This is a genomic window from Kribbella sp. NPDC004536 (assembly GCF_042873835.1).
Taxonomy (GTDB): Bacteria; Actinomycetota; Actinomycetes; order Propionibacteriales; family Kribbellaceae; genus Kribbella.
In genome coordinates this window covers 1-15,620 of sequence record NZ_JBIALY010000003.1, presented here as the reverse complement: position 1 = coordinate 15,620, position 15,620 = coordinate 1, and the positions used below count along the sequence as shown (strand labels likewise).

Here is a 15,620-nt window from a genome sequence, read left to right as displayed (position 1 = left end):
GAGCCCGTCACGCCGGGGCGGCGTGACGGGCTCTGTTGCGTTGGACCTCAGCGGGCGAAGAGCGCACCCGTCAGGTTCGTGGTGAGGTTGCGCAGCGAGTCCGGCAGGTACTGCAGGTGCCAGCCGCTCGGGCCGCGGTACCAGGGGAAGCCCTCGTCCGCCTCGTCCGGCGTGGTGTCGGTGGCGACCAGTGCGTCGATCCACCGCTCCGAGCCGCCGAGAACAACGGCGTACGGCAGGGCGCGGGAGCAGAGCTCGGCGTGCTGGTCGGTCGGCAGTTCGCTGACGTCCATCTCCAGCAGCTCGCCGCGGATCGCCGCGACCTGGCCGAGCACCCGCCCGGCGGCCGGGGCCTTGGCCGGCATGTAGCGGCCGACCACGAGCAGGCCGACGCCGACCAAGGTGATCGCGATCCCGAGCAGACCCCACGTCGACAGCAGCGCCAGCAGGACGGTCGCGATGACACCGACCGCGGTGGTGGCGATACCGATCGTCGCCCACAGCGACCGGGTCCGGTCCGGACGCTCGGTGAACCAGCCGCGCTTCACGACACCGTCGTACAGCGCGTCCTGGACCTGGGTGAGGTTCTCCCGGACCTGCTTGCCGAGCTCGGAGACCAGCACCGAGTCGGCGTCCCCGAAGATCGCCCGGATCAGCACGTTCTCGTACCGCTGGAGCTCCTCGGCCGGTGCGTTCGAGACCCGGCGCAGCTCCCAGTCCGGCCGCGCGAACTCCGTGCTGTGATCCAGCTCGGTGATCGTCAGGTGGCCGCGGACCGCCAGGTCGATGATGGTGGCGGTCACGTCCACCGGGTCGATCCGCTCGTCGATCAGCGTGCCGACCTCACCCGGACGCAGGTCCGACGGCGGCGTGAAGTCGATCCGCGCGTCGGGGCCGAGGCTGAACAGCGACGCCGGCACCACCCGGCGCGGGTCGACCTGGTCGCGGCCGCGCAGCCGGTACAGCACACCGAGCGCGATCGCGCCGAGCAGCAGCACCAGCAGCGCGGTGATCAGCTGCGCCGCGTCGGTGGAGAACGCCCGCTTGAAGGTGTGCCGGTACTCGACGATCGAGTTCGCGGCGATCTGGTCCTTCGGGAAGCCGACGATCATCCGGATCGTGTTGCCCGGCGGCAGCTGGGTCTGCTCGAACGTCGGACCGGCGGTCTCGCCGATCTGCGCCAGCGAACACGGCACGTTGCTGTTCACCGGTCCGGCGAAGCAGGCCACGTGCGAGACGTCCGGGACGCTGAAGACCGTGTTCACGTTCTGGATCGGGATGCTGATCCCGGTCAGCGGCGCGAACTGCACCTCGGTGCCGTCCAGCGTCTTCGCGACCGCGCCCTTCACGGTGTACGTGAAGTCGAGCTGCGTCGTACTGCTGTCGACGTCCGGTACGGCGATCGACGTGACGTCGCCGTCCGTCTTCACGTCGACCTTCTTGTCCTGGCCACCGGCCTTGACCTGCAGGTCGCCGATCTCCTGCACGTGGTCGATGTCGTCCGGCAGGTGGTCGCGGGTCACGATGAACCGCGTGAAGGTCCCGTTCACGTTGCTCAGCTTCCAGGTCTCGGCGACCCGGAGCAGGCCGTCGCGTTCCACCCGGACCTGACTGTCGTAGTTCGTGACCACCGGATCGGCGGTCGCACTGCTTCCGGCCGCGCCCGCTGGGACCGCGGACAGGCCGAGCAGGCCGAGGGCACACAGGGAGAGCCCGAGGAGACGTAGACGCATCGCCCAATCACACCGTAGAGAGAGGGTCAGGTTGACACCGGGCACCCTAGCGTCTGGCGGGTGTCAGGCAACCAACGGGGCTGCCGAACTTGAGCCCGCGCTCCGGTAGCGTCACGGGCGTGTCAGGCAACCAGTGGGGACCACCGCCCGGTCAGCAGTACCCGCCGCAGCAGCCACCTCAGCAGTGGCAGCAGGGGCCCGGGTACGGCGCACCGCCGCCCGGCGGGCGTCCTCCGTACCAGGGACCGCCGCAGGGTCCGCCACCGGGACCGCCGCGGCCTCCCTTCCAGGGGCCGCCGCCTGGTTTCCCTGGGCAACCATTTCAGGGGCAGCCGCAGTTCGGCTGGGGCCCACAGCCGGGCGGACGGCCGCCCAAGAAGAAGAGCCGCGGCCCGCTGATCGCCGTACTGGTGCTGCTGTTCGTTCTTGTGGTCGGAGTCATTGCTCTCAAGGCGGTGTCGTCGGCGTTGAAGGAACACGACCCGACGTACGCCGAGCCGACCACCACGTCGTCGTACAGCCCGACCCAACCGACCGAGCCGACCGAAGCGCCTTCCACGGCGAACGTGCCGACCGCTCCGGCGACCACGGCGACGACGCAGCCGCCACGGCCTACCGCCAGCCGGACCACGACGACCAGTACGCCGACGACGAACCCAGGGCCGAGCGACGGCGACCTGGTGCTCAAGAACCGGCTGTACAAGGCCGGTGTGATGGCGTCTGTGCGCTGCAAGGAGTCGAAGGCGCGGCAGAGCACCGTTGCCGGCGCCAAGGCCAACTACAAGAACCTGCTGGGCTGTCTGAACAAGGCGTGGGCCCCGATCGTCACCAGGGCCGGCGGGCGGTTCCGCGCGCCGCACCTGATCGTGTTCAGCGGCTCGGTGTCGTCACCGTGCGGTACCCACCAGGACTCCGGCCCGCCGTTCATGTGCGGTGACAACGACACGATCTACATGAACCTCACCGAGGACATGGGCAACTACAACCGCTACCCGCAGAGCTACCAGAAGATCTGGGCGCGGATGTGGATGCTGCACCAGATCGCCCACGAGTACGGGCACCACGTGCAGTACAACATGGGCATCCTGCAGGCGTACGCGCGGATCCGGTACGAGCGGCCGAACTACGACATGGAACTACAGGACAGCCGCCGGCTCGAGCTGCAGGCGTCGTGCTTCTCCGACATCTTCATCGGGGCGAACCGGAACAGCTACCCGGTCACCGGGCAGGCGCAGTTCCAGTGGCGCTGGCTGATCGGCCACGTCACCGACCTGAACAACGACCACGGCGATCCCGGCAACCACCAGTACTGGGCGCTGCGCGGCTACAACGCGCGCGATCCGCGGGTCTGCAACACGTGGGCGGCGTCGGCGGCGAAGGTCCAGTAGCAGGTCACACCGGCCTCCGGCGAACCGACTGGCCGAAGTAACTAGCCTGGTGGGTCCGGATCGCGCAAAGTATGACGCGGCAGGATATGTCAGGGGGAGGCGGCTGAGGCACCCCACCAACGTGCTGCAGAGCTACACCCAGCAAGGTCGTGAGGAGCATCGATGTCGGACAACAGGAACCAGCCCCCCGCGGGCGAGCCGGCTGACCCCCAGCCGGACCGTCCCCAGGAGCCCCAGGGTGGGGCAGGTGGTGGGTGGTTCGGGTCCCGGGACAACGAAGCCGGGCCGCAGGCGCCGGGTGACCAGCCGGGGCCCGCGGACGGGCAGTCGTCCAGCTGGTGGACCGGCGACACCGACGCCAAGCGCGAGTTCCAGAACCCGGCCCAGTCCGAGAACCCCGCCAACAACTGGTTCGACGGCGGCTGGGACCCCAACCGCCGCGAACACCCCGACGAACCCCCCAACCCGAACCAACCCGCCCCGCCCCACCCCCGCCCCAACCAGCCCCGCTCCGCCCAACCGAACCCCGGCCAGCCAGGTCCAGGTCAGGCAGGTCCCGGCCAGGCAGGTCCGGGTCACGCAGGTCCCGGGGAGTCAAGGCCCCGGCAGGCAGGTCCGGGTCAGTCGGGTGCCGCGCAGCCCGGCTCTGGTCGGCCGGGTCCAAGTCAGCAGGGTCCTAGCCAGTTCGGTTCCGGTCAGTGGGGCTCGAACCAGCCCGGTCACGCCGGCCCGAGTCAGCCAGGCCCTGGCACAAGTCAGCCCGGCCCCGCCGCAAGCCAGCCCGGCGGCAATCAGCCCGGCCGGTCCGATCGGTCCGACCAGTCCGACCAGTCCGGCCTGTCCGGCGGCGGCACGGGTCGCCCCGGCCCAGGTCAGCCCGCCGGGAACCAGTTCGCCGGGAACCAGTTCGGCGGGGACCAGTCCGGTCCCGTCGGACCCGGCACCGGCGGACCCGGCCCAGGCCGCCCCGGCCCCAACCAGCCAGGTCCGAACCGCCCCGCTCCCAACCAGCCCGGCCCCAACCAGCAGAGCTCTTGGCAGTCGTCGCCCGGCCGGCCCAGTGGCTGGCAGCCGGGCAGCTCCACCGGCACACCGGCAGGCGGACCCCACGGCGGCCCCACCCAATCAGGTCCGTCAGCAGGTGGACCGTCGGTGGGGGGATCGTCGGCTGAGAGTGGGCAGCAGGGCGTGGGGGCTCAGGGTGGTGGGTCTTGGGGGAATCAGTCTTGGACTTTGCAGGCTGGGAACGACTCCTCGCGGGGGCGGGCGAACTGGTCGGCGGGTCAGCAGTCGGAGTCGAGTGCCTGGCAGGCCTCGCCGTCGCAGCAGGAACCGCGTCAGCAGACCGGACCCCACTCCGAAGGGTCTTACCTCTGGGGCCCGCAAGGCGGCCAGGAGCAGCAGCCGGCTTCGCCTTGGAGCAACGCACTGCCCAACCAGAACCAAGCCCAGCAGTCAGCGGGCCGGCACTCCGCGCCGCAAGGGAACTCCGGGCAGCTCGGCCCCATGGGCCAGCCGGTGCAGCAAGCGCCGACCTGGCAGTACCCGCCGATCCCGATCCCGCAGCCCCCTGGCGGCCGCCGGCGCAAGAAGAAGAAGCTGACCCGCCCGATCCTGATCGGCATCGTCGCGCTCGCCGTCCTGATCCTCGGCACCGGCATCACGCTGATCGTGCGCAGCATCGGCGGCGGTGACGCCGAGGCCAAGCAGAGCCCGACCGCACCAGTATCGGAGACCCCGTCCGAGACCCCGTCGTCCTCACCGACCCCGACGGCCCCGCGCGGCCCGACGGTGGACGAGGTCGTGAAGGGCAGCCGCCTGTACACGATCGGCCCGGTCGCCGCGTCGAAGTGTGCAGAGCCGCCGTTCGCGCCGGTCACGGTCCCGGCCGCACAGCAGTACTACGGCCGTCTCCTCCCGTGCCTGAACCGCACTTGGTGGCTGGCGATGAAGAAGGCGAACCTGCCGTTCCGCAACCCGAAGGCGGTCGTGTACGTCGGCAAGCTCTCGTCCCCGTGCGGCATGCAGCGCAGTGTCCGCGCCGCGTACTGCCCGGCGAACGAGACGATCTACCTGCCGTTCACGGTCGACAACCAGGCCTACACGCGGAACCCGGTGTACGCGCGGGCGATCATGCTGAACACGTTCGCGCACGAGTACGGCCACCACATCCAGAAGCTCAGCGGGATCCTCGCCTCGTCGATGACGCGGCAGAAGTCGATGTCGCCGAACGGGCAGCTGACCGAGAGTCGCCGGCGCGAGCTGCAGGCGACCTGTCTCGGCGCGGTGTACCTGGGCGCGAACGCGACGTTCATCCCGATGAGCGGCCCGCTGTTGGCGAACTGGAAGGTCCTGATCGCGCACATGGGCGACGACTACGCTCGCCCGCGGGTGCACGACCACGGCAACCGGGTGAGCAACTACCAGTGGTCGGTCACGGGCTACAACAACAAGAAGCCGGACTCCTGCAACACGTTCACCGCAGCCGACGTACGGGTCAACTAGAACAGACAAAAGCCCGGCCCACACCGTGGGCCGGGCTTTGTGCTGTCCGTCAGCCGAAGAGCCGGCGGGCCGTGGTCAGGGTGCCGCCGAAGGACGTCACGAAGTTGCTGAGCGACTCGCCGATGTCCGACAGGTGCCAGTTCTCCGGGCCGGAGTACCAGCCGATGCCGGCGTCCGGGTCGTCGTCGTCATCGGTGGCGGCGATCTCCAGAGCCCACTTCTCGGTCAGCCCGAGGACGGCGGCGTACGGCAGGCACCGGGACGCGAACTCGAGCCGGTGGCTCTCCGGCAGATCGGTCGAGGACTCGTTGGCCAGGTAGTGCTGCAGGCCGGCCACCCGACCCAGTACGGCGGCGCCGCGGGCAGTACGGGCCGGCGCCGCCTGGCCGACGAGCGCGAGCACCAGACCGGCCGCCATCACCGCGAACCCGACCAACGCGAACTTGCTGACAACGGCCAGCACGATCGTGAGTACGACGCCTGCGCCGAGCAGGACCACGCCCGCCGTCGTCCAGCGGTTCCGGACCGCGTCGGGCCTGCTGTTGAACCAGCCCTGGGTCACGACGTCGGCGTACAGCTGCTCGCGAACCAGGTTGAGCCGCGGCCGCAGCGACGGGCCGAGGGCGGAAACGAGGACCGTGTCGCCGTCGGCGAACACCGCGTCCAGCAAGGCCTTCTCGTACGCCAGCAGCTCCGGACCGCCCGGGTGCAGCCGCTGCAGTTCCCAGTCGAGCTTGCCGAAGTGCGTGTCGCGCGGCTGCTCGACGATGGTCAGGTAGTTGCGTACGGCAAGGTCCAGCAAGGTCGCGGTGATGTCGACGACGTCGGCCGACTCGTCCACCACGGTGCCGACCTGGCCCGGACGGATGCCGTCCGGTGCGGCGAACTGCGGGCCGTCGGAACCGTCGAGCACGGGGCGCTCCGGGGCGCCGTGGCCGACCTTGGCCGCGTCCCGCCCACGGAAGAACCACAGGCCGACCGAGCCGAGCAGCCCGATCCCGAACACGAGCACGGCCAGTCCGACGGTGGTGGAGTCGGCGGTGAAGGCCCGGCCGAGTGTCCAGCGGGTCGAGTACTTGGCGTTCGGCTGGACGTTCGCCTGGTCACTCAGCCCGGTCAGGAACGTGACGCGCCCGGCGGCCGGTACGCCGTTCTGCTGGATCTCCAGCTCGGCGGACTCGCCCAGCTGCGACGTCGTACACGGCATGCTCGAGCCGGTGCGGCCGGCGAAGCAGGTCACCCAGGTCGCGAACGGGACGCTGATGTTCAGCTTGGCCTCTGGGATCGCGACGCCGAAGCCCTGCACGACCGGCCAGCTCACCTCGCGGCCGTCGACGGAGTCCGAGACCACGTTGTCCACTGTGTAGCTGTAGACGATCTTGGACTGCCCGGACACGTTCAGCGTCAGCTTGCGGCCGTCGTCGACGCTCTGGTTCTGGAAGCCCTGCGCAGCCTGCCCGTTCACCGTCGCGGACACGTCGGTGATGTCGTACGTCCGGTCCCGCTCGGAGTCGGAGCGTACGCGGGTGGCCAGCGTCCGGCTGAACGTCGTGCCACCGGGAGTCAGGTCGACGGACTCCTTGACCTGCAGCTTGCCGTCCTTGGTCAGGGTCGCGTCCGCCGTGTAGGCCGTGATCTGGTCGTCCGCACGGACCGCCGCCTGCGCGGACACCGGGCTGAGGGCAACGAACAGGCCGGCGACCGGGGCGGTCAGGGAGATCAGCAGGGCAGCCGGGAGGAGGCGGCGCTTCGGTGACATGGGTCGAGGGTAGTCCCGTGCCGGTTCGTGCAGCGAACTCGACCGACCACTTGGAGGGCCAGAGCTGTGAGCAGCCCGTACGGCTACGGTGGCCAGCAGCAGGGCCAGCAGCAAGGCCCCCGGCCGCTGGGCCCGCCGCCTGGTGTCCTGCCGCCCCCGCAGGCCGCACAGTGGCCTCAACAACAGGGTCAGGGCCAGCAGTGGCCACAGTACGGCGGCCCGGGACACTTCAACGGCTTCCAGCCGCCGCCGCGACGCAACAGCTCGTTCCGGCTGGTTCTCCTCGGCTTTTCGTTGCTGGTGTTCATCGGTATCGCAGCCGCGATCATGGCTGTCGTCCTGTGGACAAGCGGCGGCACTACGACCGCCAGCGGCCCTGAAGAGCCCAAGGTGACCGGTCCGTCGATCGTGCCGTCTCCGACGACCAACCCGCAGAAGGGAACGGCCGAGGACTACCTGCTGAACGCGGAGGTCTACCACACCGGCCCCCTGCCCGAGCAGAACTGCCCTGCGGCCGACCTGGGCTCGGGCGGCCTCGCTGCGCAGAAGGTGTACTACCAGCGTCTCTTCAAGTGCCTGAACGACGCCTGGCGCCCGATCTTCCACCAGCTCGGCCAGGACAAGCCGGACCCGGGCCTGGTCGTGTTCGACAAGCCTGTGCAGACCGCGTGCGGCAACTTCGAGCCGCTGTCGGGACGGGTCCTCGCGTTCTACTGCTACGGCAACCAGATCATGTACGTCGACGTGAAGCAGATGGACCGTGCTTTCGGGCCGAAGGAAGACCTCGCGTACCTGATGACGATCGCGCACGAGTACGGCCATCACGTGCAAGGCGTGACCGGGCTGTTCTACGCGCGGGCCGTCTATCTGCAGGACCACCCGGACCAGAAGCTGGAGAGCTCCCGGCGCAACGAGCTGCAGGCGTCCTGCTTCGGCGGCGTGTTCAGCCGGGCGGTCGCGAAGTCGTACCCGTTGACCAACCGGATGGACGAGTTCAAGGAGCAGTCCAGCAACAGCTTCGGCGAGTCGCCGGACACCCCGGAGGACGAGCGGACGCACGGTCTGGCGACCAGCCAGGGCTTCTGGATCCAGAACGGCTTCAACGTCGGCGAGAACAAGGCATGTGACACCTTCGCCGTTCCGGCGGATCTGGTGAAGTGACCGGGCGCCTGATCGGGGGCCGCTACCTACTGGGGGAACCGCTCGGCTCGGGCGGTATGGGCTCGGTCTGGCGTGCCCACGACCAGCAGCTGGACCGGGTGGTGGCGCTGAAACGCGCACACCCGGGGGTGGACGACCCGGACGGCCGCCGGCTGCGCCGCGAGGCCCGGACCGGTGCGCGGCTGCACGATCCGCACGTGGTGACGATCTTCGACGTGGTGTCCGACGGCGACGAGCACTGGCTGGTCCTGGAGTACCTGCCGTCCCGCGGCCTCGACGAACTCGGCGCGCTGCCACCGGACCAGGTCAAGCGGATCGGCGCGCAGGTCGCATCCGCGCTGCAGGCGGTGCACGCGGCCGGCATCATCCACCGGGACCTGAAGCCGGCCAACGTCCTGGTGACGTCTGACGGTACGGCGAAGCTCGCGGACTTCGGCATCTCCCGCCCGCTGTGGGCCGAGGCGACGCTGACCGACAGCTCGAGCGTCGGTACGCCGACGCATCTCGCGCCGGAAGTAGCCAACGGCAACGAACCGACGGCGGCGTCCGACGTGTTCTCGCTGGGCGCTGTGCTCTACAGCGCACTGGAGGGCCACTCACCGTACGGCGACAACCCGAACCCGCTGGCAGTACTACGTCGCGCAGCACGCGGCGAACTGGAGCCACTGCGCCACGGTGGTGCCTTGACGCCCGTGGTCAACAGCATGCTCGCCGTAGACCCCGCAGACCGCCCCACCATCGACCAAGTAGTCCAAGCCCTCACAGACACACCCCCCACCCCGATAAACCGCCCCCGCAAACGCTGGGTAATCCCAGCAGCCGCCGCAGGCGTAGCTGTAGTAGCAGTACTAGGCGTGCTGATCGGTAAGACGGTCTCAGAGCCTTCGAAACCCTCAAGCGCACCACCAGCCACAACGACGAAGCCGATACTAGGAGACCCAGTAGGCAACCCGATGACGGTCGACCCGTGTGCGTTGATCGACGAAGCCTCCCTGGCCAAGTTCGGCGATCCGACGCTGGAGCCCGAGTACGGGAACTTCGACCGCTGCGACGTGGTCGTCACCGGTAAGGGCGACCAGGAGGTCGACGTACGGGCCGAGCTGAACCTGCCGGGCACCGACTCGCCGCGAGGGACCGTGCAGAAGTTCACCGGCAACCTGCGGACCGTGACGCGGGAGAAGTCGGGCGGCGACGACTGCGAACGGATCCTGGTGCTGTCCGACCGCACCCAGATCCAGGTGGTCGCAAAGCACACGCAGGGATCCGGGATGGACGTCTGCGCAATGGCAGAAGCCGTTACCCAGAAGGCGATCGGCGTACTCCAGGCCGGCCCGATCCCCCGGCGTACACAGCCGTTGCCGGCCAACTCGCTGGCACATGTCGACGCGTGCACGCTGCTCGACAAGAAGGCGCTCGCGGTGATTCCCGGTATCGACGCGGCCCGGCCGGACCGTTCGTTCGGCAACTGGACGTGCGGCTGGGAGGGTACGGCGAACGACCTGACGGTGGACCTGTACTTCGACCGGGACCAGCCGGGTGGGACCGACGGTCAGCCGATCACGGTGGGCAGCCGCTCCGGGGTCGTGTCGATCGAGAACGACGGTCCGCAGACCTGCGCGGTGGTGCTCGTCTTCCGCGAGTACGTCGACTCGAACGGGCAGGACCAGGACGAACTGGTGACCATGTCCGTCGCCGGCTCGGCGAAGCCGGCCACGCTGTGTGGACTGGCTACGAAGCTGACCCAAGCCGCGGCCCCGAAGCTCCCGAAGGCTTGAGATGGAGAGACTCCCCCAGAACCAGCCGAGCCTGGCCGGCGGCGTACCGGACGCGCAGCCGGGCACCATCTACGTACTGAGCGTCGAAGGTGGAGTCAGAGCAGACCCCGGAACGCACGGGACGATCCTGTTCGGGCGGAACCGGGACGAGGTACACGTCTCGATCGGTGAGGACGACCAGCGAGTCAGCCGGATGCACGGGTCCATCAGTTACCGCGGGAACCAGTGGCAGGTCGCAGTGACCGGCCGACTGCCCGTACGGTTCCCAGGCGAGCTCATGCTCTTCGCGGGCGAGGACCCGCTGCCCCTAGCTGCTGGTTACACGCCGCTGTTCGTACAGGGTTCCAGCGGGCGCGAGCACCTCTTGCAGGTGTACGTCGTGGGCGACAGCGGAAGCCGTCCCGCACTGCGGCCACGCGACCCCACGCAACCACCGCGTACCTGGAAGCTCTCACCGGACGAGCGGCTCGCCCTGACCGTGGTAGGTCAGCGCTACCTTCTCCACGACCTGCACCCGCTACCGCTGTCGTGGCGGCAGGCAGCGGACCAACTGGCGGAACTGCAACCCGCCGCGGGTTGGACCGCGAAGAAGGTCGAACACCTGGTCTCCAACCTGCGCAACCGGCTGTCGCGAGACGGCGTACCCGGTCTGACTCGGGAAGAGGTCGGCGAGCCTGTCGGGAACGCCCTGAACGACAACCTGTTCCGGGTGCTGCTGCTGACCACGACCCTGGTACCGAGGGACCTGAAGGCGCTCGACGACTGAGCTCGGGAGGGGTCCCCGGCAACCGCCTTTAGCTTCGCCGCATGCAGAAGCCATCGAGTCGCGACAATGAGATCAACGTCCCTGTATAGCAGGTCGTACTCTGGGCCACACGAGGCGTGTGGCCCAGAGCCGAGCAGCAGAGGGTTAGTCTCAATCGCGCGGCCAACCGCGATGGAAGATAGCCCCACGACTTCTACATCACCTGCAGCCTCCCCAGGCACACGCCATTCCGAAGTTCGCGGGAGAGCTCCCTCCTGCCGCTGCTTTTACCATCTTCTCCGGGTTTATCCCGCCGGGTCCCACCATCGGTCCTCCAAATGTCTGCATGACCTTGAAGTATGGAACTCCGAACTCGAATTGGGTCGCCGCATCGACTAGGGCAACACCTCGAGGGTTCGCTTCTGCACGAGACTCGTTATAGGCCGTCACAGCGCCAAAGATCGCAAGCACCAGAAGGGTTTTCCCAGCGGCACCCCCGCCACGAGCGACACTTCTACTCACATTCTCTCCGCTCGCTTTGATCGACGCCCACGCTTCCTGCGAAGTGGTTGAAACGACACCTCCAACCTCCCCCTCCTGCAACATTTCCGCACAAAACACAATGCAATCATTGTCTACTGGTGAATGGTTGCCAAATGTCCCATTATCGAGCGCTTCTCGCATACCTGATTGCATCGCTTCTACATCTGGCACCTCGAACGCATATGCCTCGTCATACCATCCACTCAGTCTCTCATCGAATGGGAGGACCACATTGGGATCGCCTTCTGCATTTGCCCGCACGTGCACCCTCACCGTTTCTCCTGTCACTGGGTTATAGGATTCAACCCATGTATGCGTGCCACCGTAATATTGCTTGACTACAGCAGTACCGGCCACAGCGGCTGCGACTGCTCCTGCAGCGGGGGCGGCTACAGATGAGGTTGTGGTGGTGTCGCCGTTTTCGGCGATGGTGGGGTTGCCGTTGGTGTCGGTGAGGCCGTTGTTGGAGGAGAACGCGATGCCGGTGTTGGGGTCGTAGCCGTGGGCTGCTGTGTTGCCGCTGGACGACGCTGAGGTGGTGTCGTCGGAGGCTCCCATGGGGCCGAGGGTTGGGAACAGGCCGCTGGGGTCGGTGTTCATGATGGGATTGGCGGCTGCGTAGGTGTAGGTGGCGAGGCTGGTGGTGTCGTGTGCGATGCCGGGGAGGGCTGGGTCGGTGGTGGTGAATTGGTTGGTGTGGGGGTCGTAGTAGCGGGCGTGGTCGTAGTAGAGGCCGGTTTGGGTGTCTTTTTCGAGGCTTGTGTATTGGGTGGGGATGGGTTGTGTGGGGTGTTCGTCGTTCCAGGTTTCGCCGCCGGGGATGTAGTTGATGTGTTCGGCGATCCCGCCCGTGGCGTCGGTGACGTATGAGGTGGAGCCTTGGTGGTCGGGGTGGTCCCAGTATTGGAGGTTTTCGGTCTGCTGGTCGGCCTCGACCTGCTGGGTGAGGAGTTTGGCGCCGTTGATGTAGATGTGCTTGAACTGTTTGCCGTCGGTGGTGGAGTAGTTCTGGTTGGGGTAGAGGTGGGTGTTGGCGTCGATTTTTTCGACGCGTTCGCCTCCGGGGTTGTAGAGGTAGCGGCTGGTGGTGGTGCCGCCGGCGTTGTCACACGAGGCCGGGGTTTGGGGCAGGGTCGTGGACTGGGTGTTTTCGTGGGTGCACTCGAGCCGGTTGTTCTCGTCCCAGATGGATTGCCGGCGCCCGTTCGGTGCGGTCGCGGAGATCTGGTTCCCGGCCGGGTCGTAGAGGTAGCTGGTGTTCCCGCCGGGGGCGAGCGCGGTGTTACCGATCGTGGTGACCGCGTGCGGCTGTGCCGTGGTCGGGCCGGCTGTCGGGTAGGTGTAGGTGTTGTTGTAGGTGAGGCCGCTGTCGGGGGTGGTGACGTTGTTGTTGGTGATGGAGCGGGTCTGGTTTTTGTTGGTGATGTCTGAGAGGGCGTTGTAGGTGGTGTCGAGGGTGTAGTGGTCGGTTTTGTTGGCGGTGGGGGTGTAGGTGCCGTCGGCGTGGGTGAGGCGGTAGAGGTCGTCGTAGCGGTAGTTCTCGGTCGTGGGTCCGCCGACCTGGGTGCCGACCACGGGGCCGGGGGGTGCGGTGATGTCGTTGGTTTGTTTGGTGATGTTGCCGGTGTTGTCGTAGGTGTAGTTGAGGTTCTGGAACACGTAGTTGCCGTGGTCACTGGACAGCTGGGATTTGAGGGTGTCGAGGCGCCGGGTGATCGGGTCGAACGCCCTGGTGGTGGTGGTGCCGTTGCCGGTGGTCTGCTGGATGGGGGCGCCGAACTTGTCGTAAGCCAACCCGGTCAGGTACGGATACGTGTGGCCGGTTTTGACGCCGGTGGCGGTGTCGACTTGGCCGCCGGCGTTGTAGTGGTAGGTCAGGACCTCGTTGTCGGGGTAGGTCAAGGTCAGGACGCGGTTGAAGGAGTCGTAGCTGTAGCTGGTGGTGAAGTGACCGGGGAAGGAGCCGTGGTTGGTGACGTCCCGGGTGTCCTTGGTGACCTCGCCGAGGGTGCCGTATTCGTAGTCTTGGGTGCCGGCGGCGTCGGCGACGTGGGCGATGCGGCTGGCGGTGTTGTGGGCCGCGCCGGGGGGACCGTAGGTGTAGGTGACGTTGTTGGCGGTGAAGACGGGGTAGCGGACGGCTTTGAGCCTTGTGTAGTCGTAGTCGTAGTTCACGACCTGGTTCGCGGCCAGTTTCGCGGTGTGCTGGGTGGTCATGTTCCCGGCCGGGTCATAGCCGGTGTCGGTCTCACCCGAATCCGGCGAGATGGTGCTGGTGACACGGCCCAACGTGTCGTAGCCGGTGGTGGTGACGTGGCCGGTGTTGTCGGTGATCGTGGTTTTCTCACCGAGGGGGTCGTAGCCGTAGCTGGTCCAGATCACCGCTTGGGCGGTTCCGCCGGCGGGGTTGAACTGTTTCACCGCGGTCGTCTGCCCCTTCACGTTGGTGTAGGAGCGGGCGGTCTTGCCGTTCGGGTCGGTGGTGATGGTCTCGAACTGGGAGTCACCGGCCCGGTCCTGACCGAACCCGTAGTCCACGCTGCTGGTGGTGTTGTCGGGCAGCACGGTCTTCGTGGCGCGGTCCATCACGTCGTAGGTCACGACCGTGGGTTGGACGTTGGCGTCGTCGGTGGCCGGGTTGAACGTGGTGTTCGCCGGCCCCTTCGCCTCGGTGAGCGGGAACGCGGTGGAGACTGCACGGCCGAACGCGTCGAACACGGTGTGGCCGGAGATGGTCATCACGTCGGCCGGTGTCGCGCCGGGCGTGGTGGCGACCGTGGCGTCGGCCTTGGTCTGGATCACGCGCCCGAGCCCGTCGGTGAACGTGATGGTGTCCATCGTGTCCGGCTTATAGGACCCGTCGGCCTGCCGGTCCGCGTGCTTGGCGACCGCATACGGGGTGGTGGCGTCGGGGTGGTACTCGAACGAGATGGTCGTCTTCCCCGCCGCCGCTTCCTGCGGGGCCGTGGTCGAGGTCATCCGGCCCAGGTTGTCGTAGGCCGAGGTGACGACCTGGTGGTTCACATCCGTGGAGGTGAGCACGACACCGAACCGGAAGTCATGAGTTGAGGTCGACACATAACCGAACTGGTCGGTCACCGACTCGGGGTAGATCCCCACGGTGGTGTCGTAGTCATACGTGGTGGTGGCGCGTTGCCCGTCCTTGTTGACCGGCCCGGTGACGGTCTTCAGCTGCCCGCCGCGCAGGACGTCGGTGTCGGGGTAGTAGGTGGCGTCCGTGGTCGGGGTGGTCGCGGGCGGGCTGTCAGCGCCGGTCGTGGGGTCGACCAGGTAGGCACGGGTCTGGGTGACCTCGCCGGTGGCGCAGTCCACATCCGAGTGCGTGTGCCGCTTGACGACCCCGGCCACCGAGGTTTTCGCATCGTTCGCGACCGTGACCCCCGAGGTCGGGCAGGACGTGTAACCGGTGGTCGTGGTGACATCGTCCGCGGTGCCGGCCTCCCCGGCGGCGAGAGCGGTGATCTGGTTGCCCTGGTCGTCGTAGTCCGCGGTCGAATAGGTCGACTTGCCCGCGGTGGCCTGGCCTTCGTAGAAGGACTGGTCGGTGCGCGAGGCGAATGGGAACAGGGTCGCGGTCGTGGACGCCAGATCGGTCGCGTCGACGACGTGGCCGGGGTTGTTCACGTCGCGGACCGTGTAAGACGTGTCGGTCTGGGTGAACTTGTGGCCGGCCGCGTCGGTGGTGACGGTCTGGGTGGGCAGGCCTTTGGTGTAGTAGGAGTCGGTGCGATACGTGGTGGTGGTGGACCGGTAGGCCGGTGAGCCCGCGGCCGCGGTGTTGTGTTGGGTGGCGGTGACGTGGCTGTAGCCGCGGAACTCGCGCTCGCGCCGGTCGTAGACCCCGCCGCTGTAGCTGTAGGTGGTCATGGTGGTGTCCGCGCCGTCACCGGCATGCCCATCATTCGTGGTGACCTTGGACAGGACCCATTTGGATTGGGGCTGGTCGGGGGTGTTCCCGTCGCGGGTGTAGTCGAAGCTGGTCGTGGCGCG

8 protein-coding genes are annotated in these 15,620 nt (G+C 67.7%); 5 read left to right on the top strand and 3 right to left on the bottom strand.

The annotated features are described in order from the left end of the window. Window positions 1-47 precede the first annotated feature (47 nt). Window positions 48-1,733: a DUF2207 domain-containing protein gene (locus tag ACFYRU_RS25210; RefSeq protein WP_387662978.1), complete on the bottom strand. Its 1,686-nt coding sequence runs from the start codon at window positions 1,731-1,733 to the stop codon at window positions 48-50. A gap of 119 nt (window positions 1,734-1,852) precedes the next feature. Here ACFYRU_RS25210 and ACFYRU_RS25205 point away from each other — a divergent pair, with 119 nt between their 5' ends. Continuing rightward, window positions 1,853-3,121, top strand: a complete 1,269-nt coding sequence (locus tag ACFYRU_RS25205) for a neutral zinc metallopeptidase (protein WP_387662976.1) — start codon at window positions 1,853-1,855, stop codon at window positions 3,119-3,121. A 1,506-nt stretch (window positions 3,122-4,627) separates the two neighbouring features. Beyond that, the gene (locus ACFYRU_RS25200; protein WP_387662974.1) at window positions 4,628-5,626 is read left to right on the top strand and encodes a neutral zinc metallopeptidase; all 999 of its coding nucleotides are present in this window, start codon (window positions 4,628-4,630) and stop codon (window positions 5,624-5,626) included. Window positions 5,627-5,675: 49 nt separating this feature from the next. Here ACFYRU_RS25200 and ACFYRU_RS25195 read toward each other — a convergent pair whose 3' ends face one another. Beyond that, window positions 5,676-7,385: a DUF2207 domain-containing protein gene (locus ACFYRU_RS25195; RefSeq protein WP_387662973.1), complete on the bottom strand. Its 1,710-nt coding sequence runs from the start codon at window positions 7,383-7,385 to the stop codon at window positions 5,676-5,678. A 66-nt stretch (window positions 7,386-7,451) separates the two neighbouring features. Here ACFYRU_RS25195 and ACFYRU_RS25190 point away from each other — a divergent pair, with 66 nt between their 5' ends. The 3 genes from ACFYRU_RS25190 to ACFYRU_RS25180 are packed head-to-tail and all read left to right on the top strand — an operon-like array spanning window position 7,452 to window position 11,087. After that, a complete protein-coding gene (locus tag ACFYRU_RS25190; protein WP_387662971.1) occupies window positions 7,452-8,546 on the top strand; it encodes a neutral zinc metallopeptidase in 1,095 nt (364 codons plus the stop codon). Further along, complete coding sequence (locus tag ACFYRU_RS25185) at window positions 8,543-10,321, top strand: protein kinase (protein WP_387662969.1); 1,779 nt, start codon at window positions 8,543-8,545, stop codon at window positions 10,319-10,321. Before ACFYRU_RS25190 ends, ACFYRU_RS25185 begins: the two co-directional genes overlap by 4 nt. A 1-nt stretch (window position 10,322) precedes the next feature. Continuing rightward, on the top strand, window positions 10,323-11,087 hold the full coding sequence (locus tag ACFYRU_RS25180; RefSeq protein WP_387662967.1) for a hypothetical protein: 765 nt from the start codon (window positions 10,323-10,325) through the stop codon (window positions 11,085-11,087). Between the two features lie 198 nt (window positions 11,088-11,285). Here the strand turns inward: ACFYRU_RS25180 and ACFYRU_RS25175 are convergent, their stop codons facing one another. Next, window positions 11,286-15,497, bottom strand: a complete 4,212-nt coding sequence (locus tag ACFYRU_RS25175; protein WP_387662965.1) for an RHS repeat domain-containing protein — start codon at window positions 15,495-15,497, stop codon at window positions 11,286-11,288. Between the last annotated feature and the right edge of the window lie 123 nt (window positions 15,498-15,620).

Bases quoted from the DNA above. Each gene is read 5' to 3' on its own strand.
- ACFYRU_RS25210 (WP_387662978.1), bottom strand. From the start codon at position 1,733: ATGCGTCTACGTCTCCTCGGGCTCTCCCTGTGTGCCCTCGGCCTGCTC.
- ACFYRU_RS25200 (WP_387662974.1), top strand. From the start codon at position 4,628: ATGGGCCAGCCGGTGCAGCAAGCGCCGACCTGGCAGTACCCGCCGATC.
- ACFYRU_RS25195 (WP_387662973.1), bottom strand. From the start codon at position 7,385: ATGTCACCGAAGCGCCGCCTCCTCCCGGCTGCCCTGCTGATCTCCCTG.
- ACFYRU_RS25180 (WP_387662967.1), top strand. From the start codon at position 10,323: ATGGAGAGACTCCCCCAGAACCAGCCGAGCCTGGCCGGCGGCGTACCG.
- ACFYRU_RS25175 (WP_387662965.1), bottom strand. From the start codon at position 15,497: ATGACCACCTACAGCTACAGCGGCGGGGTCTACGACCGGCGCGAGCGC.